The organism is Bradyrhizobium sp. 23AC, assembly GCF_054863025.1.
The window spans coordinates 454498-470445 of record NZ_JAVAYN010000004.1; the positions used below are offsets into that span (position 1 = coordinate 454498).

General features: G+C 65.2%; 16 protein-coding genes. 15 read left to right on the forward strand and 1 reads right to left on the reverse strand.

Features of this window, described 5'->3' with window-relative positions; translation table 11 throughout:
* Positions 1–80 precede the first annotated feature (80 nt).
* The 10 genes from RAD10_RS13260 to RAD10_RS13305 all read left to right on the forward strand — a co-directional run bounded on the left by RAD10_RS13260 (position 81) and on the right by RAD10_RS13305 (position 9558).
* Positions 81–842, forward strand: coding sequence for a tripartite tricarboxylate transporter TctB family protein (locus RAD10_RS13260; protein WP_461617826.1), 762 nt, complete (start codon positions 81–83; stop codon positions 840–842).
* A gap of 7 nt (positions 843–849) precedes the next feature.
* Positions 850–2364 (forward strand): tripartite tricarboxylate transporter permease, encoded by a 1515-nt coding sequence (locus RAD10_RS13265; protein ID WP_461617827.1) that lies wholly within the window; start codon positions 850–852, stop codon positions 2362–2364.
* Between the two features lie 124 nt (positions 2365–2488).
* A complete protein-coding gene (locus tag RAD10_RS13270; RefSeq protein WP_461617828.1) occupies positions 2489–3469 on the forward strand; it encodes a tripartite tricarboxylate transporter substrate binding protein BugD in 981 nt (326 codons plus the stop codon).
* Positions 3470–3640: 171 nt separating this feature from the next.
* On the forward strand, positions 3641–4435 hold the full coding sequence (locus tag RAD10_RS13275) for a thymidylate synthase (protein ID WP_461617829.1): 795 nt from the start codon (positions 3641–3643) through the stop codon (positions 4433–4435).
* Positions 4436–4440: 5 nt separating this feature from the next.
* Positions 4441–4926: a GNAT family N-acetyltransferase gene (locus RAD10_RS13280; protein WP_461617830.1), complete on the forward strand. Its 486-nt coding sequence runs from the start codon at positions 4441–4443 to the stop codon at positions 4924–4926.
* The gene (locus RAD10_RS13285; RefSeq protein ID WP_461617831.1) at positions 4926–5438 is read left to right on the forward strand and encodes a dihydrofolate reductase; all 513 of its coding nucleotides are present in this window, start codon (positions 4926–4928) and stop codon (positions 5436–5438) included. Before RAD10_RS13280 ends, RAD10_RS13285 begins: the two co-directional genes overlap by 1 nt.
* A gap of 152 nt (positions 5439–5590) precedes the next feature.
* Positions 5591–6727: an FtsH protease activity modulator HflK gene (gene hflK / locus RAD10_RS13290; protein WP_018319714.1), complete on the forward strand. Its 1137-nt coding sequence runs from the start codon at positions 5591–5593 to the stop codon at positions 6725–6727.
* On the forward strand, positions 6724–7620 hold the full coding sequence (gene hflC / locus RAD10_RS13295; RefSeq protein WP_461617832.1) for a protease modulator HflC: 897 nt from the start codon (positions 6724–6726) through the stop codon (positions 7618–7620). The genes hflK and hflC overlap by 4 nt, the downstream gene beginning before the upstream one ends.
* A 72-nt stretch (positions 7621–7692) precedes the next feature.
* Positions 7693–7899: a DUF2065 domain-containing protein gene (locus RAD10_RS13300; protein WP_028145452.1), complete on the forward strand. Its 207-nt coding sequence runs from the start codon at positions 7693–7695 to the stop codon at positions 7897–7899.
* A gap of 141 nt (positions 7900–8040) precedes the next feature.
* A complete protein-coding gene (locus RAD10_RS13305; protein ID WP_461617833.1) occupies positions 8041–9558 on the forward strand; it encodes a Do family serine endopeptidase in 1518 nt (505 codons plus the stop codon).
* Positions 9559–9693: 135 nt separating this feature from the next.
* On the opposite strand, the gene serB is transcribed toward RAD10_RS13305, so the two are convergent.
* Positions 9694–10599 carry a phosphoserine phosphatase SerB gene (gene serB / locus RAD10_RS13310; protein ID WP_461617834.1) on the reverse strand — a complete coding sequence of 302 codons (906 nt, stop codon included), beginning with the start codon at positions 10597–10599 and terminating at the stop codon, positions 9694–9696.
* An 11-nt stretch (positions 10600–10610) separates the two neighbouring features.
* Between serB and miaA the strand changes: the two genes are divergently transcribed.
* From miaA to RAD10_RS13335, 5 genes are all read left to right on the forward strand, one after another.
* Entirely contained in the window at positions 10611–11567 is a 957-nt protein-coding gene (gene miaA / locus RAD10_RS13315) for a tRNA (adenosine(37)-N6)-dimethylallyltransferase MiaA (protein WP_461617835.1), read from the forward strand.
* 328 nt (positions 11568–11895) lie between these two features.
* The gene (locus RAD10_RS13320; RefSeq protein ID WP_091961431.1) at positions 11896–13671 is read left to right on the forward strand and encodes an acetolactate synthase 3 large subunit; all 1776 of its coding nucleotides are present in this window, start codon (positions 11896–11898) and stop codon (positions 13669–13671) included.
* A 4-nt stretch (positions 13672–13675) separates the two neighbouring features.
* Complete coding sequence (locus RAD10_RS13325; RefSeq protein WP_461617836.1) at positions 13676–14647, forward strand: threonine dehydratase; 972 nt, start codon at positions 13676–13678, stop codon at positions 14645–14647.
* A 23-nt stretch (positions 14648–14670) separates the two neighbouring features.
* Positions 14671–15213, forward strand: coding sequence for an acetolactate synthase small subunit (ilvN, locus tag RAD10_RS13330; protein ID WP_011089241.1), 543 nt, complete (start codon positions 14671–14673; stop codon positions 15211–15213).
* Between the two features lie 3 nt (positions 15214–15216).
* Positions 15217–15912, forward strand: a complete 696-nt coding sequence (locus RAD10_RS13335; RefSeq protein WP_461617837.1) for a class I SAM-dependent methyltransferase — start codon at positions 15217–15219, stop codon at positions 15910–15912.
* Positions 15913–15948: the final 36 nt, after the last annotated feature.

The following is a 15948-nucleotide window of genomic DNA, read 5'->3' on the forward strand; positions in this document are numbered from 1 at the left end:
CAGTGGTCGGGCGGGGGATCCATTTCCAGCCGATTTAGAACAACAGTGCTCGTGACTTACGGGTCGCGGAGGAGACATGCATGGCCGATACGATGGGCCACTCGGCGACTGCCACCCGAAACACATCGGTGGCGCTCGGCTTCTGTCTGCTGGCGATTGCGCCGCAGATTTTCGAATTCATCTGGTCGATAGGGACGATTTTCGGTTGGGGCGCGGGCCGCGGCCCGGCCACGGTCGTGATCAGCCACGCCACCGCGTTACTCGTCGGTGCGCCCAGTACGTTGATGGGAGCGGCCACCGGTGACACCAAGAAGGCGTCGTCCGAGGTGCTGCTCGCGCTGATCTATTCCTATCCGATCTTTGCGGTGGCGATCCTCACGCTGTTCATGACCATCAGGTCGGCGCAGGACTATGTCGGTGGGGTCATCCTGATGGCGCTGGCCCTGTTTGCGCTGTGGGCCTCGAGCGATCTGCAGGGGATGCGCGGCTTCTCCTTCGGCGCCGGCACCGCGCCGCGGATGTTCGGCGGACTGCTGGTCGCCTTGTCCGCCGGCATCGCCCTGACCGGACTTCTGACCGATGGGCCGGCGATGGCCCATTACTCGTGGCGCGGGCCGATGTTCGTGATGGCCGCGATCCTGTTTTTCGCGCTGGCGATCCGGCCGCTCGGCCTCGTGGTCACGGCCTTTGCGAGCTTCATGATCGCCGCGACGGGATCGCATGAGACGCGCTGGCTGGAGGCCGCCATCGTCGGCGCCTGCCTGACGATCGGCTGCGCGATCCTCTTTCCCTACGTGCTCGGGTTGCCGATGCCGATGTACCCGCGTTTCCTGATCCAGTGAGGGTGTGATGGATATCTTTGCCAACCTCGCTCACGGTTTTGCCGTCGCGCTCTCGCCCATCAACCTCCTGATGTGCCTGATTGGCGCGCTGGTCGGCACGCTGGTCGGCGTGCTCCCGGGCATCGGCACCATCGCCACCGTCGCGATGCTGCTACCGATCACCTTCGGATTGCCGCCGGTCGGCGCGCTGATCATGCTCGCCGGCATCTATTACGGCGCCCAGTATGGCGGCTCGACCACGTCGATCCTGGTCAATATTCCAGGTGAGGCGACATCGGTCGTCACCGCTATCGACGGTCACCAGATGGCCAAGCAGGGCCGTGCCGGCCCGGCGCTGGCGATCGCGGCGATCGGCTCGTTCTTCGCCGGTTGCGTTGCGACCGTGCTGATTGCCGTGCTCGGCGCGCCGCTGACCAAGCTCGCGCTGGCGTTCGGCCCGGCCGAGTATTTCTCGCTGATGGTGCTCGGCTTGATCTTTGCGGTCGTGCTGGCCAAGGGCTCGGTGCTGAAGGCGATCGCGATGATCGTGTTCGGCCTGCTGCTGTCGATGGTCGGCTCGGACATCGAGACCGGCGCTTCGCGCATGGCCTTCAACATTCCGGAGCTCGCCGACGGCCTCGGCTTTGCGACGGTGGCGATGGGCGTGTTCGGCTTCGCCGAGATCATCCGCAATCTCGACCATGGCGCCGAGATGAACCGCGATCTCGTGCAGCAGAAGATCACCGGCTTGATGCCGACCAAGAAGGATCTGATCGACTCGACGCCGCCGATCCTGCGCGGCACCGTGCTCGGCTCGATCCTCGGCATCCTGCCCGGCGGCGGCGCGGTCATCGCCTCGTTTGCGGCCTATACGCTCGAGAAGAAGCTCGCCAAGAACCCGTCGCGGTTCGGCCGCGGTGCGATCGAGGGCGTGGCGGCGCCAGAAAGCGCCAACAACGCTGCGGCGCAGACCTCCTTCATCCCGCTGCTGACGCTCGGCATCCCGCCGAACGCGGTGATGGCGCTGATGGTGGGCGCGATGACCATCCATGGCATCGTGCCGGGTCCGCAGGTCATGCAGAAGCAGCCCGACCTCGTCTGGGGCATGATCGCCTCGATGTGGATCGGCAATCTGATGCTGATCATCATCAACCTGCCGCTGGTCGGAATCTGGGTCCGGTTGCTTCGCGTGCCGTACCGGCTGATGTTCCCCTCGATCGTGATCTTCTGCGCGATCGGCATCTACTCGGTGAACAACGCACCGGTCGACGTCATCCTTGCCGGCGTGTTCGGTCTCGTCGGCTACTGGCTGATCAAGCACGATTTCGAGCCGGCACCGCTGCTGCTCGGCATGGTGCTCGGACCGCTGATGGAAGAGAACCTGCGCCGTGCGCTGCTGATCTCGCGCGGCGACTGGAGCGTGTTCCTGACGCGTCCGCTGTCGGCGGTGCTGCTCGCGATCGCGGCGAGCCTGCTGCTGCTCACGGTGCTGCCCGTGTTGCGGTCGAAGCGCGACCAGGTGTTCACCGAGTCCGAGAACTAGGGGGCTCCTGCGTCGGCACGCCGCATTCGGAAGTCGAATCGACTTGTGTTACAGCTTCGTGAAATGAAAATGCCGGCCTTTGGGCCGGCATTTTGCTGTGTCCAAGGGAACGACGGGGATCGACATGACCTTCATTCGCGCGCTCACGAGCGCATGTGCCGCAGCGCTCGCCTCGCTGTGCGCTTTTGTTGCGCCGGCCGATGCGCAGACTTATCCGACGCGCAGCATCACCATGATCGTACCGTTCGCGGCTGGCGGACCGACTGACGTGATCTCGCGCATCGTCACCGGGCATATGGCGCAGACGCTGGGACAGAGCATCATCATCGAGAACGTGGTCGGTGCCGGCGGCACCACCGCAACCACCCGCGCCGCGCGCGCGGCCAATGACGGCTATACGCTCATCACCGGGCATATGGGCACGCATGCCGCCTCGGTGCCGCTCTATCCCAAGCTCGCCTATCACCCCGAAAAGGACTTCGAGCCGATCGCGCTGCTCGCGGGTACCCCGATCCTGATCCTCGCGCGCAAGGATTTTCCGCCGAAGGATTTGAAGGAGTTCGTGGCCTATGTGAAGGCCAACGCCGAGAAGGTGAACGCCGCCCATGCCGGCGTCGGCTCGGTCTCGCACGTCTCCTGCGAGCTTCTGCACTCGATCCTCGACATCAAGCCGGTCGGCGTGCCCTTCAACGGCACGGGGCCTGCGATGAACGCGCTGGTGGCGGGGCAGGTCGACTATATGTGCGACCAGATCGTCAATGCCGTGCCGCAGATCAATGCCGGCACCATCAAGTCCTATGCGATCGCAACGCCGGAGCGCAATCCGTCGCTTCCGAACGTGCCGACCACGGCGGAAGCGGGCCTGCCGAAATTCCAGGCCCAGGCCTGGAATGCGATGTTCGCGCCCAAGGGAACCTCGCCGGCCATCCTGGCCAGCCTGAACGCTGCGGCCAACAAGGCGCTCGACGACGAGACCGTGAAGAAGCGTCTGCTCGAGCTCGGCAGCGTCATCCCAGGCCCTGCGGAGCGGACGCCGGAGGCGCTGGCCACCCTCGTCAAGAATGAGATCGCGAAATGGACGCCGGTGCTGAAGCCGGCCACTTAAGCAGCACTTTCAAGCCGATAGGCGAGGGGCGGGACGTTAGGTTCCGCCCCTTGTCGTTTGCGTCGGGACCACTCACTTTTCCGGGTATAATCGGAGCGGACAGCGAATCGCCGCTGTTGCAGCGCGGGGGCGGCCGCTAAGTTCGCCGGCTCCCCAAAGGCTCAGTCGCACATGCACCAGTATCAGGACCTGCTCGAGCGGATTCTTTCAGACGGCGCCGAGAAGACCGACCGGACCGGTACCGGCACGCTCTCGGTGTTCGGCCATCAGATGCGCTTCAATCTGTCGGCCGGCTTCCCGATGCTGACCACCAAGCGGCTGCCGCTGAAGGCGATCATCCACGAGCTGCTGTGGTTCCTGAAGGGCGACACCAACATCAAATATCTGCGCGACAACGGCGTCACCATCTGGGACGAATGGGCGGACGCCAATGGCGATCTCGGCCCGGTGTATGGTCATCAATGGCGCTCCTGGCCGGCGCCTGACGGCCGCAGCATCGACCAGATTGCGAACGTGGTCGACATGATCAAGCGCAATCCGGACTCGCGCCGCCTGATCGTCTCGGCGTGGAATCCAGCCGAAGTCGACAAGATGGCGCTGCCGCCATGCCATTGCCTGTTCCAGTTCTACGTCGCAGGCGGCAAGCTGTCCTGCCAGCTCTATCAGCGCTCGGCCGACGTCTTCCTCGGCGTGCCCTTCAACATCGCCTCCTATGCGCTGCTGACCATGATGGTGGCGCAGGTCACCGGCCTGAAGCCCGGCGACTTCGTGCATTCGTTCGGCGATACCCATCTCTACTCCAACCATCTGGAGCAGGCCCGGCTTCAGCTCTCGCGCGCGCCGCGCGCGCTGCCGGTGATGCGGATCAATCCCGATGTGAAGGACATCTTCTCCTTCCGCTTTGAGGATTTCGAGCTCGTCGGCTACGACCCGCATCCGCACATCAAGGCGGAAGTCGCGGTTTAGCGCCGATGTCGCTCAACATCCGCCGTGTGCGCCCGGGCGAAGCCGGGCTCGTTCTCGCTTTCATCCGAGAACTCGCCGAATACGAAAAACTCTCGCACGAGGTCGAGGCGACCGAGGCTGACATCGCTGCCGCGCTATTCGGCGAGCGACCGCAACTCTATTGCGCGATCGCCGAGTGGGACGGCGAGCCGGTCGGCTTCGCGGTGTGGTTTGCGAATTTCTCCACCTTCAGCGGCCGTCACGGCATCTATCTCGAGGATCTCTACGTGCGGCCGTCGCATCGGGGCAGGGGCCTCGGCAAGGCGCTGCTGGTCTATCTCGCCAAGGAATGCGTCGACAACGGCTGGTCCCGCCTGCAATGGGCGGTGCTCGACTGGAACGCGCCGTCGATCGCGTTCTACAAATCGCTCGGCGCCGTCATGATGGACGACTGGACGCTGTGCCGCGTCACCGGGCCAGCGCTGACGCGGCTTGCGGGGAGCACGAGCTGATGGAGATCGTCTTCGTCGTCGCGATCGCGGAGAACGGCGTCATCGGCGCGGGCAACGCGATGCCGTGGCGACTGAAATCCGACATGCAGCGCTTCAAGGCGCTGACGATCGGCAGGCCCGTGATCATGGGCCGCAAGACCTTTGAATCATTGCCCCGCCGTCCGCTGCCGGGCCGCACGAATATCGTCATCACGCGCGATGCGGGTTATCGCGCCAATGGCGCTGTCGTCACGACATCGGCGGCGGACGCCGACGCGGTCGCGCGTGGCGATGCCCTGCGGCGTTCGGTCACTGAGATCGCGGTGATCGGCGGCGCCGAGATCTTTCGGCAATGGCTCGATCGCGCCGATCGCCTCGAAATCACCGAAGTGCATGCGCGGCCGGAAGGCGACACGTATTTCGACATCGACAAGGCGGAATGGGACGAGGTGGCGCGTGTCCGCCATCCTGCCGCAGGCGAGGACAGCGCCGAATACTCCTATGTGACATATCGTCGGCGGCGCGGCCATTAACCGCTTTCTTCAATGTTTACATTGACTTTTTCGTGCCCGAGCATAGCTCGGAAGACGGTCACCGCTGCGTTGTAAGGGACTTGCCTGTCCCCTATAAAGCGGACCGGACAAAGCGGGCGGGGGCAATTCCACCCTGCCGAGGAGAGCGTCGAATGCCGTGGAAGAATCAGGGCGGTGGCCCATGGGGCTCGGGTCCGAAGGGACCATGGGGCTCAGGCCCGCAACCGGTCGGGCCGAGGCCGCCGGATCTGGAAGACCTTCTGCGGCGCGGCCAGGACCGCCTCCAGCAGATCATGCCGGGCGGCTATTTCTCCGGCATCGGCATCACGCTGATCGTGCTGCTGATCGTCGCGTTCTGGCTGCTGTCGGGCTTCTTCCGCGTGCAGTCCGAAGAGCTCGGCGTCGTGCTGCGCTTCGGCAAGCATGTTCGCACCGTGCAGCCGGGCCTGAACTATCATCTGCCCTATCCGATCGAGACAGTGCTGCTGCCCAAGGCGCTGCGCGTCAACACCATCTCGATCGGCATGACGCTGATCGACGATCCGGCGCGGCGCGGCCGCTCCATTCGTGACGTGCCGGAAGAGAGCCTGATGCTGACCGGCGACGAGAACATCGTCGACGTCGACTTCACGGTGCTCTGGCGCATCAAGCCGGATGGCGTCGGCGACTTCCTCTTCAACATCCAGAATCCCGAAGGTACCGTGAAGGCGGTGTCCGAAAGTGCGATGCGCGAGGTGATCGGCCGCTCGCAGATCCAGCCGATCCTGACCGGCGCACGCAACGTCACCGAGCAGGGCGTGCAGGAGCTGATCCAGAGGACGCTGGACAGCTATGGCGCCGGCATTCAGGTCACCCAGGTGCAGATGCAGAAGGTCGATCCGCCGGCGCAGGTGATCGACGCGTTCCGCGACGTCCAGGCGGCGCGCGCCAATCTCGAGCAGTTGCAGAACGAGGCGCAGACCTACGCCAACCAGGTGGTGCCGCAGGCGCGCGGACGCTCGGCCAAGATCCTGCAAGATGCCGAAGGCTACAAGGAGCAGGCGGTCGCCGAGGCCAAGGGCCAGAGCGCGCGCTTCCTGAAGGTTTACGAGGAATACAAGAAGGCGCCCGACGTGACGCGTGAACGGATCTATCTGGAGACGATGGAGCGTGTGCTCGGCGGCGCGGACAAGCTGGTCTATGACGGCGGGCCCTCGGGCCAGGGCATCGTGCCCTATCTGCCGCTCGGCGAACTGACGACCAAGCGGCCGCCTACCACCGGTCCGCAGTCGAGCGGAGGCAACCGATGAGGTCCCCGGTCACAGGTATCGTCACGCTGCTTGGGCTCCTGCTCGTCGTGATCGTCGGCTACATGTCGCTGTTCACGGTGCAGCAGACCGAGCAGACCATCGTGCTCCAGTTCGGCCGGCCCGTCGACGTCGTCACCGCACCCGGTCTGCACTTCAAGGCGCCGTGGAATTCGGTGATCAACATCGACAAGCGGATCCTCGATCTGGAGAACCCGTCGCAGGAAGCGATCGCCTCCGATCAGAAGCGGCTCGTGGTCGACGCCTTCGCGCGCTACCGCATCAAGGATGCGCTGCGCTTCTATCAGAGCGTCGGCTCGATCCAGGCTGCCAACATCCAGCTCACCACGCTCCTGAACGCGGCGCTGCGCCGCGTGCTGGGCGAGGTCACCTTCATCAACGTGGTGCGCGACGACCGCGAGAAGCTGATGCAGCGCATCCGCGACCAGCTCGATCGCGAGGCCGACGGCTACGGCATCCAGGTCGTCGACGTCCGGATCCGCCGCGCCGATCTGCCGGAGCAGAACAGCCAGGCGGTCTATCTGCGCATGAAGACCGAGCGCGAGCGTGAGGCGGCCGAGTTCCGCGCGCAGGGCGGCCAGAAGGCCCAGGAGATCAAGTCCAAGGCCGATCGTGAGGCGACCGTCATCGTCGCCGAGGCGAATTCGCAGGCCGAGCAGACCCGGGGTGCCGGCGATGCCGAGCGCAACCGCCTGTTCGCCGAAGCCTACAGCAAGGATGCCGACTTCTTTGCTTTCTACCGGTCGATGACGGCTTACGAGAACGGGCTGCGTTCGAACGACACCCGCTTCCTGCTGCGGCCGGACTCGGATTTCTTCCGGTACTTTAGTAACCCGTCCGGCAAGACGGCGACCGAGACGCCGGCGAAGCCGTAAGCTAGACAAAGGGCGGCGGATCTCGCCGCCCTTCGTCCAGACAAGAACAGCATAACGGGAGGTTCCAATCCGATGAGGTCCATTGCGTTCGCCGACTTCCTCATCGGCTTGGGCATCCTGTTCGTGCTGGAAGGCTTGATGTTCGCGGCAAGTCCCAACTGGATGCGCAAGGCCATGAAGAGCGCCATCGCCACGCCGGACAACATCCTGCGGGCGGTCGGGATTGGTTCGGCCGTCGTCGGCCTGGTCCTGATCTGGGTCATGCGGCGCCCCATTTAGGCGGCGCGCCAACGCCAAAGTGAAGGCGAGAGACCGGTTTTCGCCGTATTATCGGGGTCTTGAGGCCCGTTAAGCTCCGCGCTTGCGCCGTCCCCCCGTCAAGCGCAGTCTGGCGCCGAATCCCTCTCTCTGGAGATCACAATGACCGCTGCCACCATTGCCCCGTCCCGCTCGCGACTTGGTGTGCGAATTGGGCTGGCCGCGCTCGCCGTCGCTGCTTTCAGCGCGTTCGGCACGCCGGCTTATGCGCGCGGACCGGAGGGCATCGCCGACGTCGCCGAGAAGGTGATCGACGCGGTCGTCAACATCTCGACCTCGCAGACCGTCGAGGCCAAGGGCGGCGGCAGCAACGCCATGCCGCAATTGCCGCCCGGCTCGCCCTTCGAGGAGTTCTTCGACGACTTCTTCAAGAACCGCAAAGGTCCGGGCGGCAGCAGCAAGGGTGGCGAGCGCGGCGACAGCGGCCCGCCGCCGCGCAAGACCAACTCGCTCGGAAGCGGCTTCATCATCGACACATCAGGCGTCGTCGTCACCAACAACCACGTCATCGCGGATGCCGACGAGATCAACGTCATCCTCAACGACGGTACCAAGATCAAGGCCGAGCTGGTCGGGGTCGACAAGAAGACCGACCTCGCGGTGCTGAAGTTCAAGCCGACCAAGCCGCTGGTCGCGGTGAAGTTCGGCGATAGCGACAAGCTGCGTCTCGGCGACTGGGTGGTCGCGATCGGCAACCCGTTCAGCCTGGGCGGCACGGTGACGGCCGGCATCGTCTCGGCCAAGAACCGCGACATCTCCTCGGGTCCCTATGACAGCTACATCCAGACCGACGCATCCATCAACCGCGGCAATTCCGGCGGTCCGCTGTTCAACCTCGATGGCGACGTCATCGGCGTCAACACGCTGATCATCTCGCCCTCGGGCGGCTCGATCGGCATCGGCTTCGCCGTGCCCTCGAAGACGGTCGCGGGCGTCGTCGACCAGCTCCGTCAGTTCGGCGAGCTGCGCCGCGGCTGGCTCGGCGTGCGGATCCAGAGCGTTACCGACGAGATCGCCGAAAGTCTCAACATCAAGCCGGCGCGTGGCGCGCTGGTTGCGGGCGTCGACGACAAGGGCCCGGCCAAGCCGGCCGGCATCGAGCCGGGCGACGTCGTCGTCAAGTTCGACGGCAAGGACGTCAAGGATCCGAAGGACCTGTCCCGCGTCGTCGCCGACACGGCGGTCGGCAAAGAGGTCGACGTCATCATTATCCGCAAGGGCAAGGAAGAAACCAAGAAAGTCACGCTCGGCCGTCTCCAGGATCCCGAGAAGGTGCAGGCTGCGGTGAAGACCGACGAGCCCGCGCCCGAGAAGCCGGTGACGCAGAAGGCGCTCGGCCTTGATCTTGCGGCGCTGAGCAAGGATCTGCGCACCCGATACAAGATCAAGGAGAGCGTCAAGGGCGTGGTCGTCACCAATGTCGACGCCAATTCCGACGCCGCCGAGAAGCGCCTCTCAGCCGGCGATGTCATCGTCGAGGTAGCGCAGGAGGCGGTCACCAGCGGCGCCGACATCCAGAAGCGGGTCGACCAGCTCAAGAAGGACGGCAAGAAGTCGGTGCTGCTGCTGGTGTCGAACGCCGACGGCGAGCTGCGGTTCGTGGCGCTGAGCGTGCAGTAGTCTCGGGCGCGGTCCCGTAGGGTGGGCAAAGCGAAAGCGTGCCCACCGTCTTTCCACCGCCGCAGCAAGAATGGTGGGCACGGCGCAAGGGCGCCTTTGCCCACCCTACGGCTGCCGAGCGCGCCGCGAGAGAGGCTACCCCTCCACGAACTCGTCCCGCCGATACCCCTGCGCATAGAGCAGCGCGGTGAGGTCGCCGTGATCGATCCGCGCCGCGGCCGCAGCCGCCACGGCCGGCTTGGCATGATACGCGACGCCCAGCCCCGCGGCCTGGATCATTGCGAGATCATTGGCGCCGTCGCCGACCACGACCGAGTCGATGTCGTCGAGATCGAACGACTCCATCAGATCCACCAGCGTCGCGAGCTTCGCCGCGCGACCCAAAATCGGCTCCTTCACCTCGCCGGTGAACTTGCCGTCGCGCACGACCAGCTCGTTGGCGCGGTTCTCCTGGAAGCCGATCTTGGCGGCGACCGCGGTCGTGAACAGCGTGAAGCCGCCGGAGACGAGGCAGGTATAGGCGCCGTGGGCGCGCATGGTCGCGACCAGTTCGCGGCCGCCCGGGGTCAGCGTGATGCGCTTGGCCAGCACCTCGTCGACCACGCCGGCGGGCAGGTCCTTCAGCAACGCGACGCGCTCTCGCAGCGCCGGCTCGAACTCGATCTCGCCTCGCATCGCGCGTTCGGTGATGGCGGCGACGTGGGCCTTCATCCCGACGAGATCGGCGAGTTCGTCGATGCATTCCTGGCCGATCATGGTGGAATCCATGTCGGCGAGAAAAAGCTTCTTGCGCCGGGCGCCGACTGGCTGCACGACGATGTCGACGGGCAGGTCGCCGCGAAGCTCGCGGAGCCGCTGCTCGATGGCGTGACGGTCGCCTTCGAGGTTACTGTCGGCGCCGAAGGGAATGTCGACCGCGACCCCGTCGAACAGCCAGTGCGCGGGAGCCGCCTGAGGCAGCACGGCGCGGGCGCCATCGACGATGGTGGAGTCGAGCGCGGGATTGTCGGGATTGCAGATCAGCGTGGCGACGAGGGACATTTGAGGTTTTCGTGAGCGAGGGGCAAGTCAGCAGAAGCCATGTTGGCAAGGCCGTGCTTATCGCAGGCCCGACCGCCAGCGGCAAGTCGGCGCTGGCGCTGGAGCTTGCCCTCAGCACGGGCGGGGTCGTCATCAATGCCGATTCCATGCAGGTCTATCGTGACCTGCGGATCATCACGGCGCGCCCCACACAGGGCGAGGAAGCGCGCGCGCCGCATCGCCTGTACGGTCATGTCGATGCAGCCGTGAATTTTTCGGCCGGTGCCTGGGTGAGTGATGCCGCCAAGGCGCTCGACGAGGCGAAAGGCGAAGGCCGTCTGCCGATCTTCATCGGTGGCACCGGGCTCTATTTCAAGGCGCTGACGACGGGGCTCTCCGTGGTGCCGCCAATTCCTGCCGAGGTGCGCGAGGACGTGCGCGCGCGGCTGGAGCGCAACGGCGCGGAGGCGCTGCATGCGGAACTGGCGCGTCGTGATCCCAGTGCGGCCGGGCGTTTGAACCTGCGTGACCGCACCCGGATCGCGCGCGCGCTCGAAGTGGTCGAGGCGACCGGCCGTTCGCTGCTCGACTGGCACCGGGAGGGTCAGCCGCCGCTACTGCCGAAGGACACTTTTCACGCGGTATTTCTCGCTCCCGAGCGCGCCGAGCTCTACGCCCGCATCGATGCCCGCTTCGATACCATGCTGGGCGCCGGTGCGTTGAAGGAGGTCGAGCAGCTCGCCGCCAAAAACCTCGATCCGCTGCTGCCGGCGATGAAGGCTCATGGCGTGCCGGCCCTGATCCGGCATCTGCGCGGTGAGCTCAGCCTTCAGGACGCCGCAGGAATCGGCCGCGCCGACACCCGCCACTATGCCAAGCGGCAATTCACCTGGTTCCGGCACCAATTGCCGGAGTTCGAATGGGTGAAGCCCGGGGAGGCGAGGGGATGGCTCGCCGCCATTGTGAACGCGGCCCGCGACCCCGCCTGAGGCGCTTTTCTGTCCGGGTTCCAGAATTTACCTCTCGCCGAACCCGGGGAACACCGCTACACTGCCAAAATCGCGCGGGAACGGCCGCATCGCCTTGACATCCAGGCTTTGGCCGCTATGTTTCGCGCAACCTTTGGGAAGCCGGGCGCCCGCCATGCGTAACATTATTACCAAACTCCTTATCGCCGTCGTACCCAGGCACACCGCCGGGGGTGGCTAGCTGCCATCCACATGACAGGCGGTGTGCATGGGCCCTCTTCGGGGCCTTTTTTATTTCCCGAACCAGACACGAACGAAGCCGCTAACAACAGCGCATCCGGAGCAAGCCATGAGCGACAAGAGCCACGATCCGAACCAGATGACCGGCGCCGCGATGATCGTCCGCGCGCTCATCGATCACGGCGTGACCGACATTTTCGGCTATCCCGGCGGCGCGGTGCTTCCGATCTATGACGAGATATTCCAGCAGAGCGAGGTCCAGCACATTCTGGTCCGCCACGAGCAGGGCGCGGGCCACGCCGCCGAAGGCTATGCGCGCTCGACCGGCAAGCCGGGTGTTGCACTGGTGACCTCCGGCCCCGGCGCCACCAACATGGTGACGCCGCTGACCGACGCGCTGATGGACTCGATCCCGCTGGTCTGCATCTCCGGCCAGGTGCCGACGCATCTGATCGGCAACGACGCGTTTCAGGAATGCGACACCGTCGGCATCACGCGTCCCTGCACCAAGCACAATTGGCTGGTGCGCGACGTCAACGATCTCGCAAAAGTGCTGCACGAGGCCTTCTATGTCGCGACCTCGGGCCGTCCCGGCCCGGTGCTGGTCGACGTCCCCAAGGACGTGCAGTTCGCGACCGGCACCTATCATCCGCCGCGCAAATCCGACGTGCACCGCTCCTACGCGCCGCGCGTGAAGGGCGATGCGACGCAGATCCGCAAGGCCGTGGCGCTGCTGGCCAATGCCAAGCGCCCCGTGATCTACAGCGGCGGCGGCGTCATCAATTCCGGTCCTGAAGCGACCAAGCTGCTGCGCGAACTGGTCGAGGTCACCGGCTTTCCGATCACCTCGACGCTGATGGGCCTCGGTGCCTATCCGGCGTCGGGCAAGAATTGGCTCGGCATGCTCGGCATGCACGGCACTTATGAAGCCAACATGACGATGCATGATTGCGACGTCATGTTGTGCGTCGGCGCGCGCTTCGACGACCGCATCACCGGCCGCGTCGATGCGTTCTCGCCGGGCTCGAAGAAGATCCACATCGACATCGACCCGTCCTCGATCAACAAGAATATCCGCGTCGACGTGCCGATCATCGGCGATTGCGGCAACATCCTGGGCGACATCCTCCAGGTGTTCAAGGCGGAGACGAAGAAGCCCGACATCAAGGCGTGGTGGCAGCAGATCGCACAGTGGCGTGCCCGTAACTCGCTCTATTACAGGAAGAGCAACGAGGTGATCCTGCCGCAGCACGCGATCCAGAGCCTGTTCGAGGCGACGCGCGGCAGGGACACCTACATCACCACGGAAGTCGGCCAGCACCAGATGTGGGCGGCGCAGTTCTTCGGTTTCGAGGAGCCGCATCGCTGGATGACGTCGGGCGGTCTCGGCACCATGGGCTACGGCCTGCCGGCGGCCGTCGGCGTGCAGGTTGCCCATCCCGACAGCCTCGTCATCGACATCGCGGGCGATGCCTCGGTGCAGATGACGATGCAGGAGATGTCGACGGCGGTGCAGTACGAGCTGCCGATCAAGATCTTCATCCTGAACAACCAGTACATGGGCATGGTGCGGCAGTGGCAGCAGCTGCTGCACGGCAACCGCCTGTCGCATTCCTACTCGGAGGCGCTGCCGGATTTCGTCAAGCTCGCGGAAGCCTATGGCGGCGTCGGCATCCAGGTGCACAAGCCCGGCGATCTCGATGGCGCCATCCAGGAGATGATCTCGGTCAAGCGCCCGGTGCTGTTCGACTGCCGCGTCGCCGCGCTCGAAAACTGCTTCCCGATGATCCCCTCGGGCAAGGCGCACAACGAGATGCTGTTGCCGGAGCAGGCCAACGACGAGGCCACCGCCAAGGCCTTCGCCGGCGGCAAGGCGCTGGTGTGAGGCCATGTTCGACCTGACCGAGCTCGAGCGCGCACATGCGATCGTGGGGCAGGCGGTGCCGGCAACGCCGGCGTACGCCTGGCCGCTGCTCGCCGAGCGGCTCGGCGCGCAGGTCGTGGTCAAGCACGAGAACCACACGCCGATCGGGGCTTTCAAGGTGCGCGGCGGGCTGGTCTATCTCGAGCGGTTGAAGCGCGAGCGGCCGAACACGCCCGGCATCATCTCGGCAACGCGCGGCAATCACGGCCAGAGCCTGGCGTTCGCGGCGAGCCGCCACGGCGTGCCCGCGGTGATCTACGTGCCGCGCGGCAATTCGGCCGAGAAGAATCGCGCGATGAAGGCCTTTGGCGCCGAGCTCGTCGAGCATGGCGAGGACTTCCAGGCCGCGCGTGAGGAAGCCGAGCGCCGCGCGCAGTTTACCGGGCTCCATATGGTGCCGTCGTTCCACCCCGACCTCGTGCTCGGCGTCGCCACTTATGCGCTTGAGCTGTTCAAGACCGCGCCGGACCTCGACATTCTCTATGTGCCGATCGGGCAGGGCTCCGGCATCTGCGGCTGCATCATGGCGCGGGACCTGCTCGGCCTGAAGACCGAGATCGTCGGCGTGCAGTCGACGGAAGCTCCGTCCTACGCGCTGTCGTTTGCGGCCGGAAAGATTGTGACGACCGAAACCAGCAACACGCTCGCCGATGGCATGGCGACGCGCATTCCGGACGCCGAGGCATTCGCGCTGATCCGCAGGGGCGCCTCGCGCATCGTCCAGGTCACCGACGCTGAGGTCGCGGCCGCGATCCGCGCGCTCTGGACCGACACGCATAATCTCGCCGAAGGCGCGGGCGCCGCCGCACTCGCCGCGGCGCTTCAGGAAAAAGCAAAACTGTCAGGCAAGCGCGTCGGTCTCGTGCTGTCCGGCGGCAATATCGATTTCGATCTGTTCCGCCGTTGGGTCGGGACGGACGCGTCAGCGATGGCGTGAGGAAGAGACAAGAGGGGACGACAATGAACCAGCCCGCATCCGCCTACTTCATCGAGGACCGCCACGATCCCAACGAGACGCATACGCTCTCGGTGCTCGTGCAGAACGAGCCGGGCGTGCTCGCGCGCGTCATCGGCCTGTTCTCGGGCCGCGGCTACAACATCGAGAGCCTTACGGTCTCGGAGACCGAGGCCCAGAAGCACCTGTCGCGCATCACCATCGTCACCACGGGTACGCCGATGGTGATCGAGCAGATCAAGCACCAGCTCGACCGCATGATCCCGGTCTACCGCGTCGTCGACATGACCCAGACCAAGCGATCGATCGAGCGGGAGCTGGCGATGGTGAAGGTGCGCGGGCAGGGCGAGCATCGGGTCGAGGCGCTCAGGCTCGCGGATGCGTTCCGCGCCCGGGTGATCGACGCCACGACCGAGAGCTTTGTGTTCGAGATCACAGGCAATACGGACAAGATCAATCAATATATCGACCTGATGCGCCCGCTCGGCCTCGTGGAGGTGTCGCGCACCGGCGTTGCCGCGATCGGCCGCGGGCCTGAAGGGATGTGAACCATGCTGGCGCGCGACTGGTACTATAACGAGCGGAACCGGATGGGGATCGAGCCCGCGGTGGCCTCGATCTACGACGCCCACGACGATGCCGATCTGCGGGCGCGCGCTGCGCTGAAAATGCTGGGAGTCCAGCGCGGCTGGCGCATCGCCGACATCGGCTGCGGCAACGGCGTGCTGGCGACCGAAGCCGCGCTGCTGGGTGCCGAGGTCGACGCCATCGACATCTCGCCGGCGATGCTGGCGCTTGCCGAGATCTACGCGCGTGATCGCAAGGCGCCCGTGCGCACCCAGTCCGCCGGCCTGCTCAGCTTCGCCTATCGGCCGGAATCCTACGACCTGATCGTCAGCGAATTCACGCTGCACCACCTGCCGGATTTCTGGAAGGCGGTGGCGATGTCGCGGATCTATCGTGCGCTGAAGCCGGGCGCGAGCTTCTTTCTGCGCGACATCGTCTATGCCTCCATGCCCGACGCGATCGAGCGCGACGTCGAGCAATGGGCCGACTACCAGATCAAGAACCACGATTTTTCGCGCGAAGGCGTCGTCACGCATATGCGCGACGAATACTCCACCTTCGGCTGGGTGATGGAGCGGATGCTGACCGACGTCGGCTTCACGCTGGTCTCGGCCGATTACCACGCACCGATGCACGGCACGTATCTGCTGCGCAAACCAAGAGCCGGCGAGCAAGGCTAGACCAATAACAACAGGGCTGCACGACAGGGCAGAACC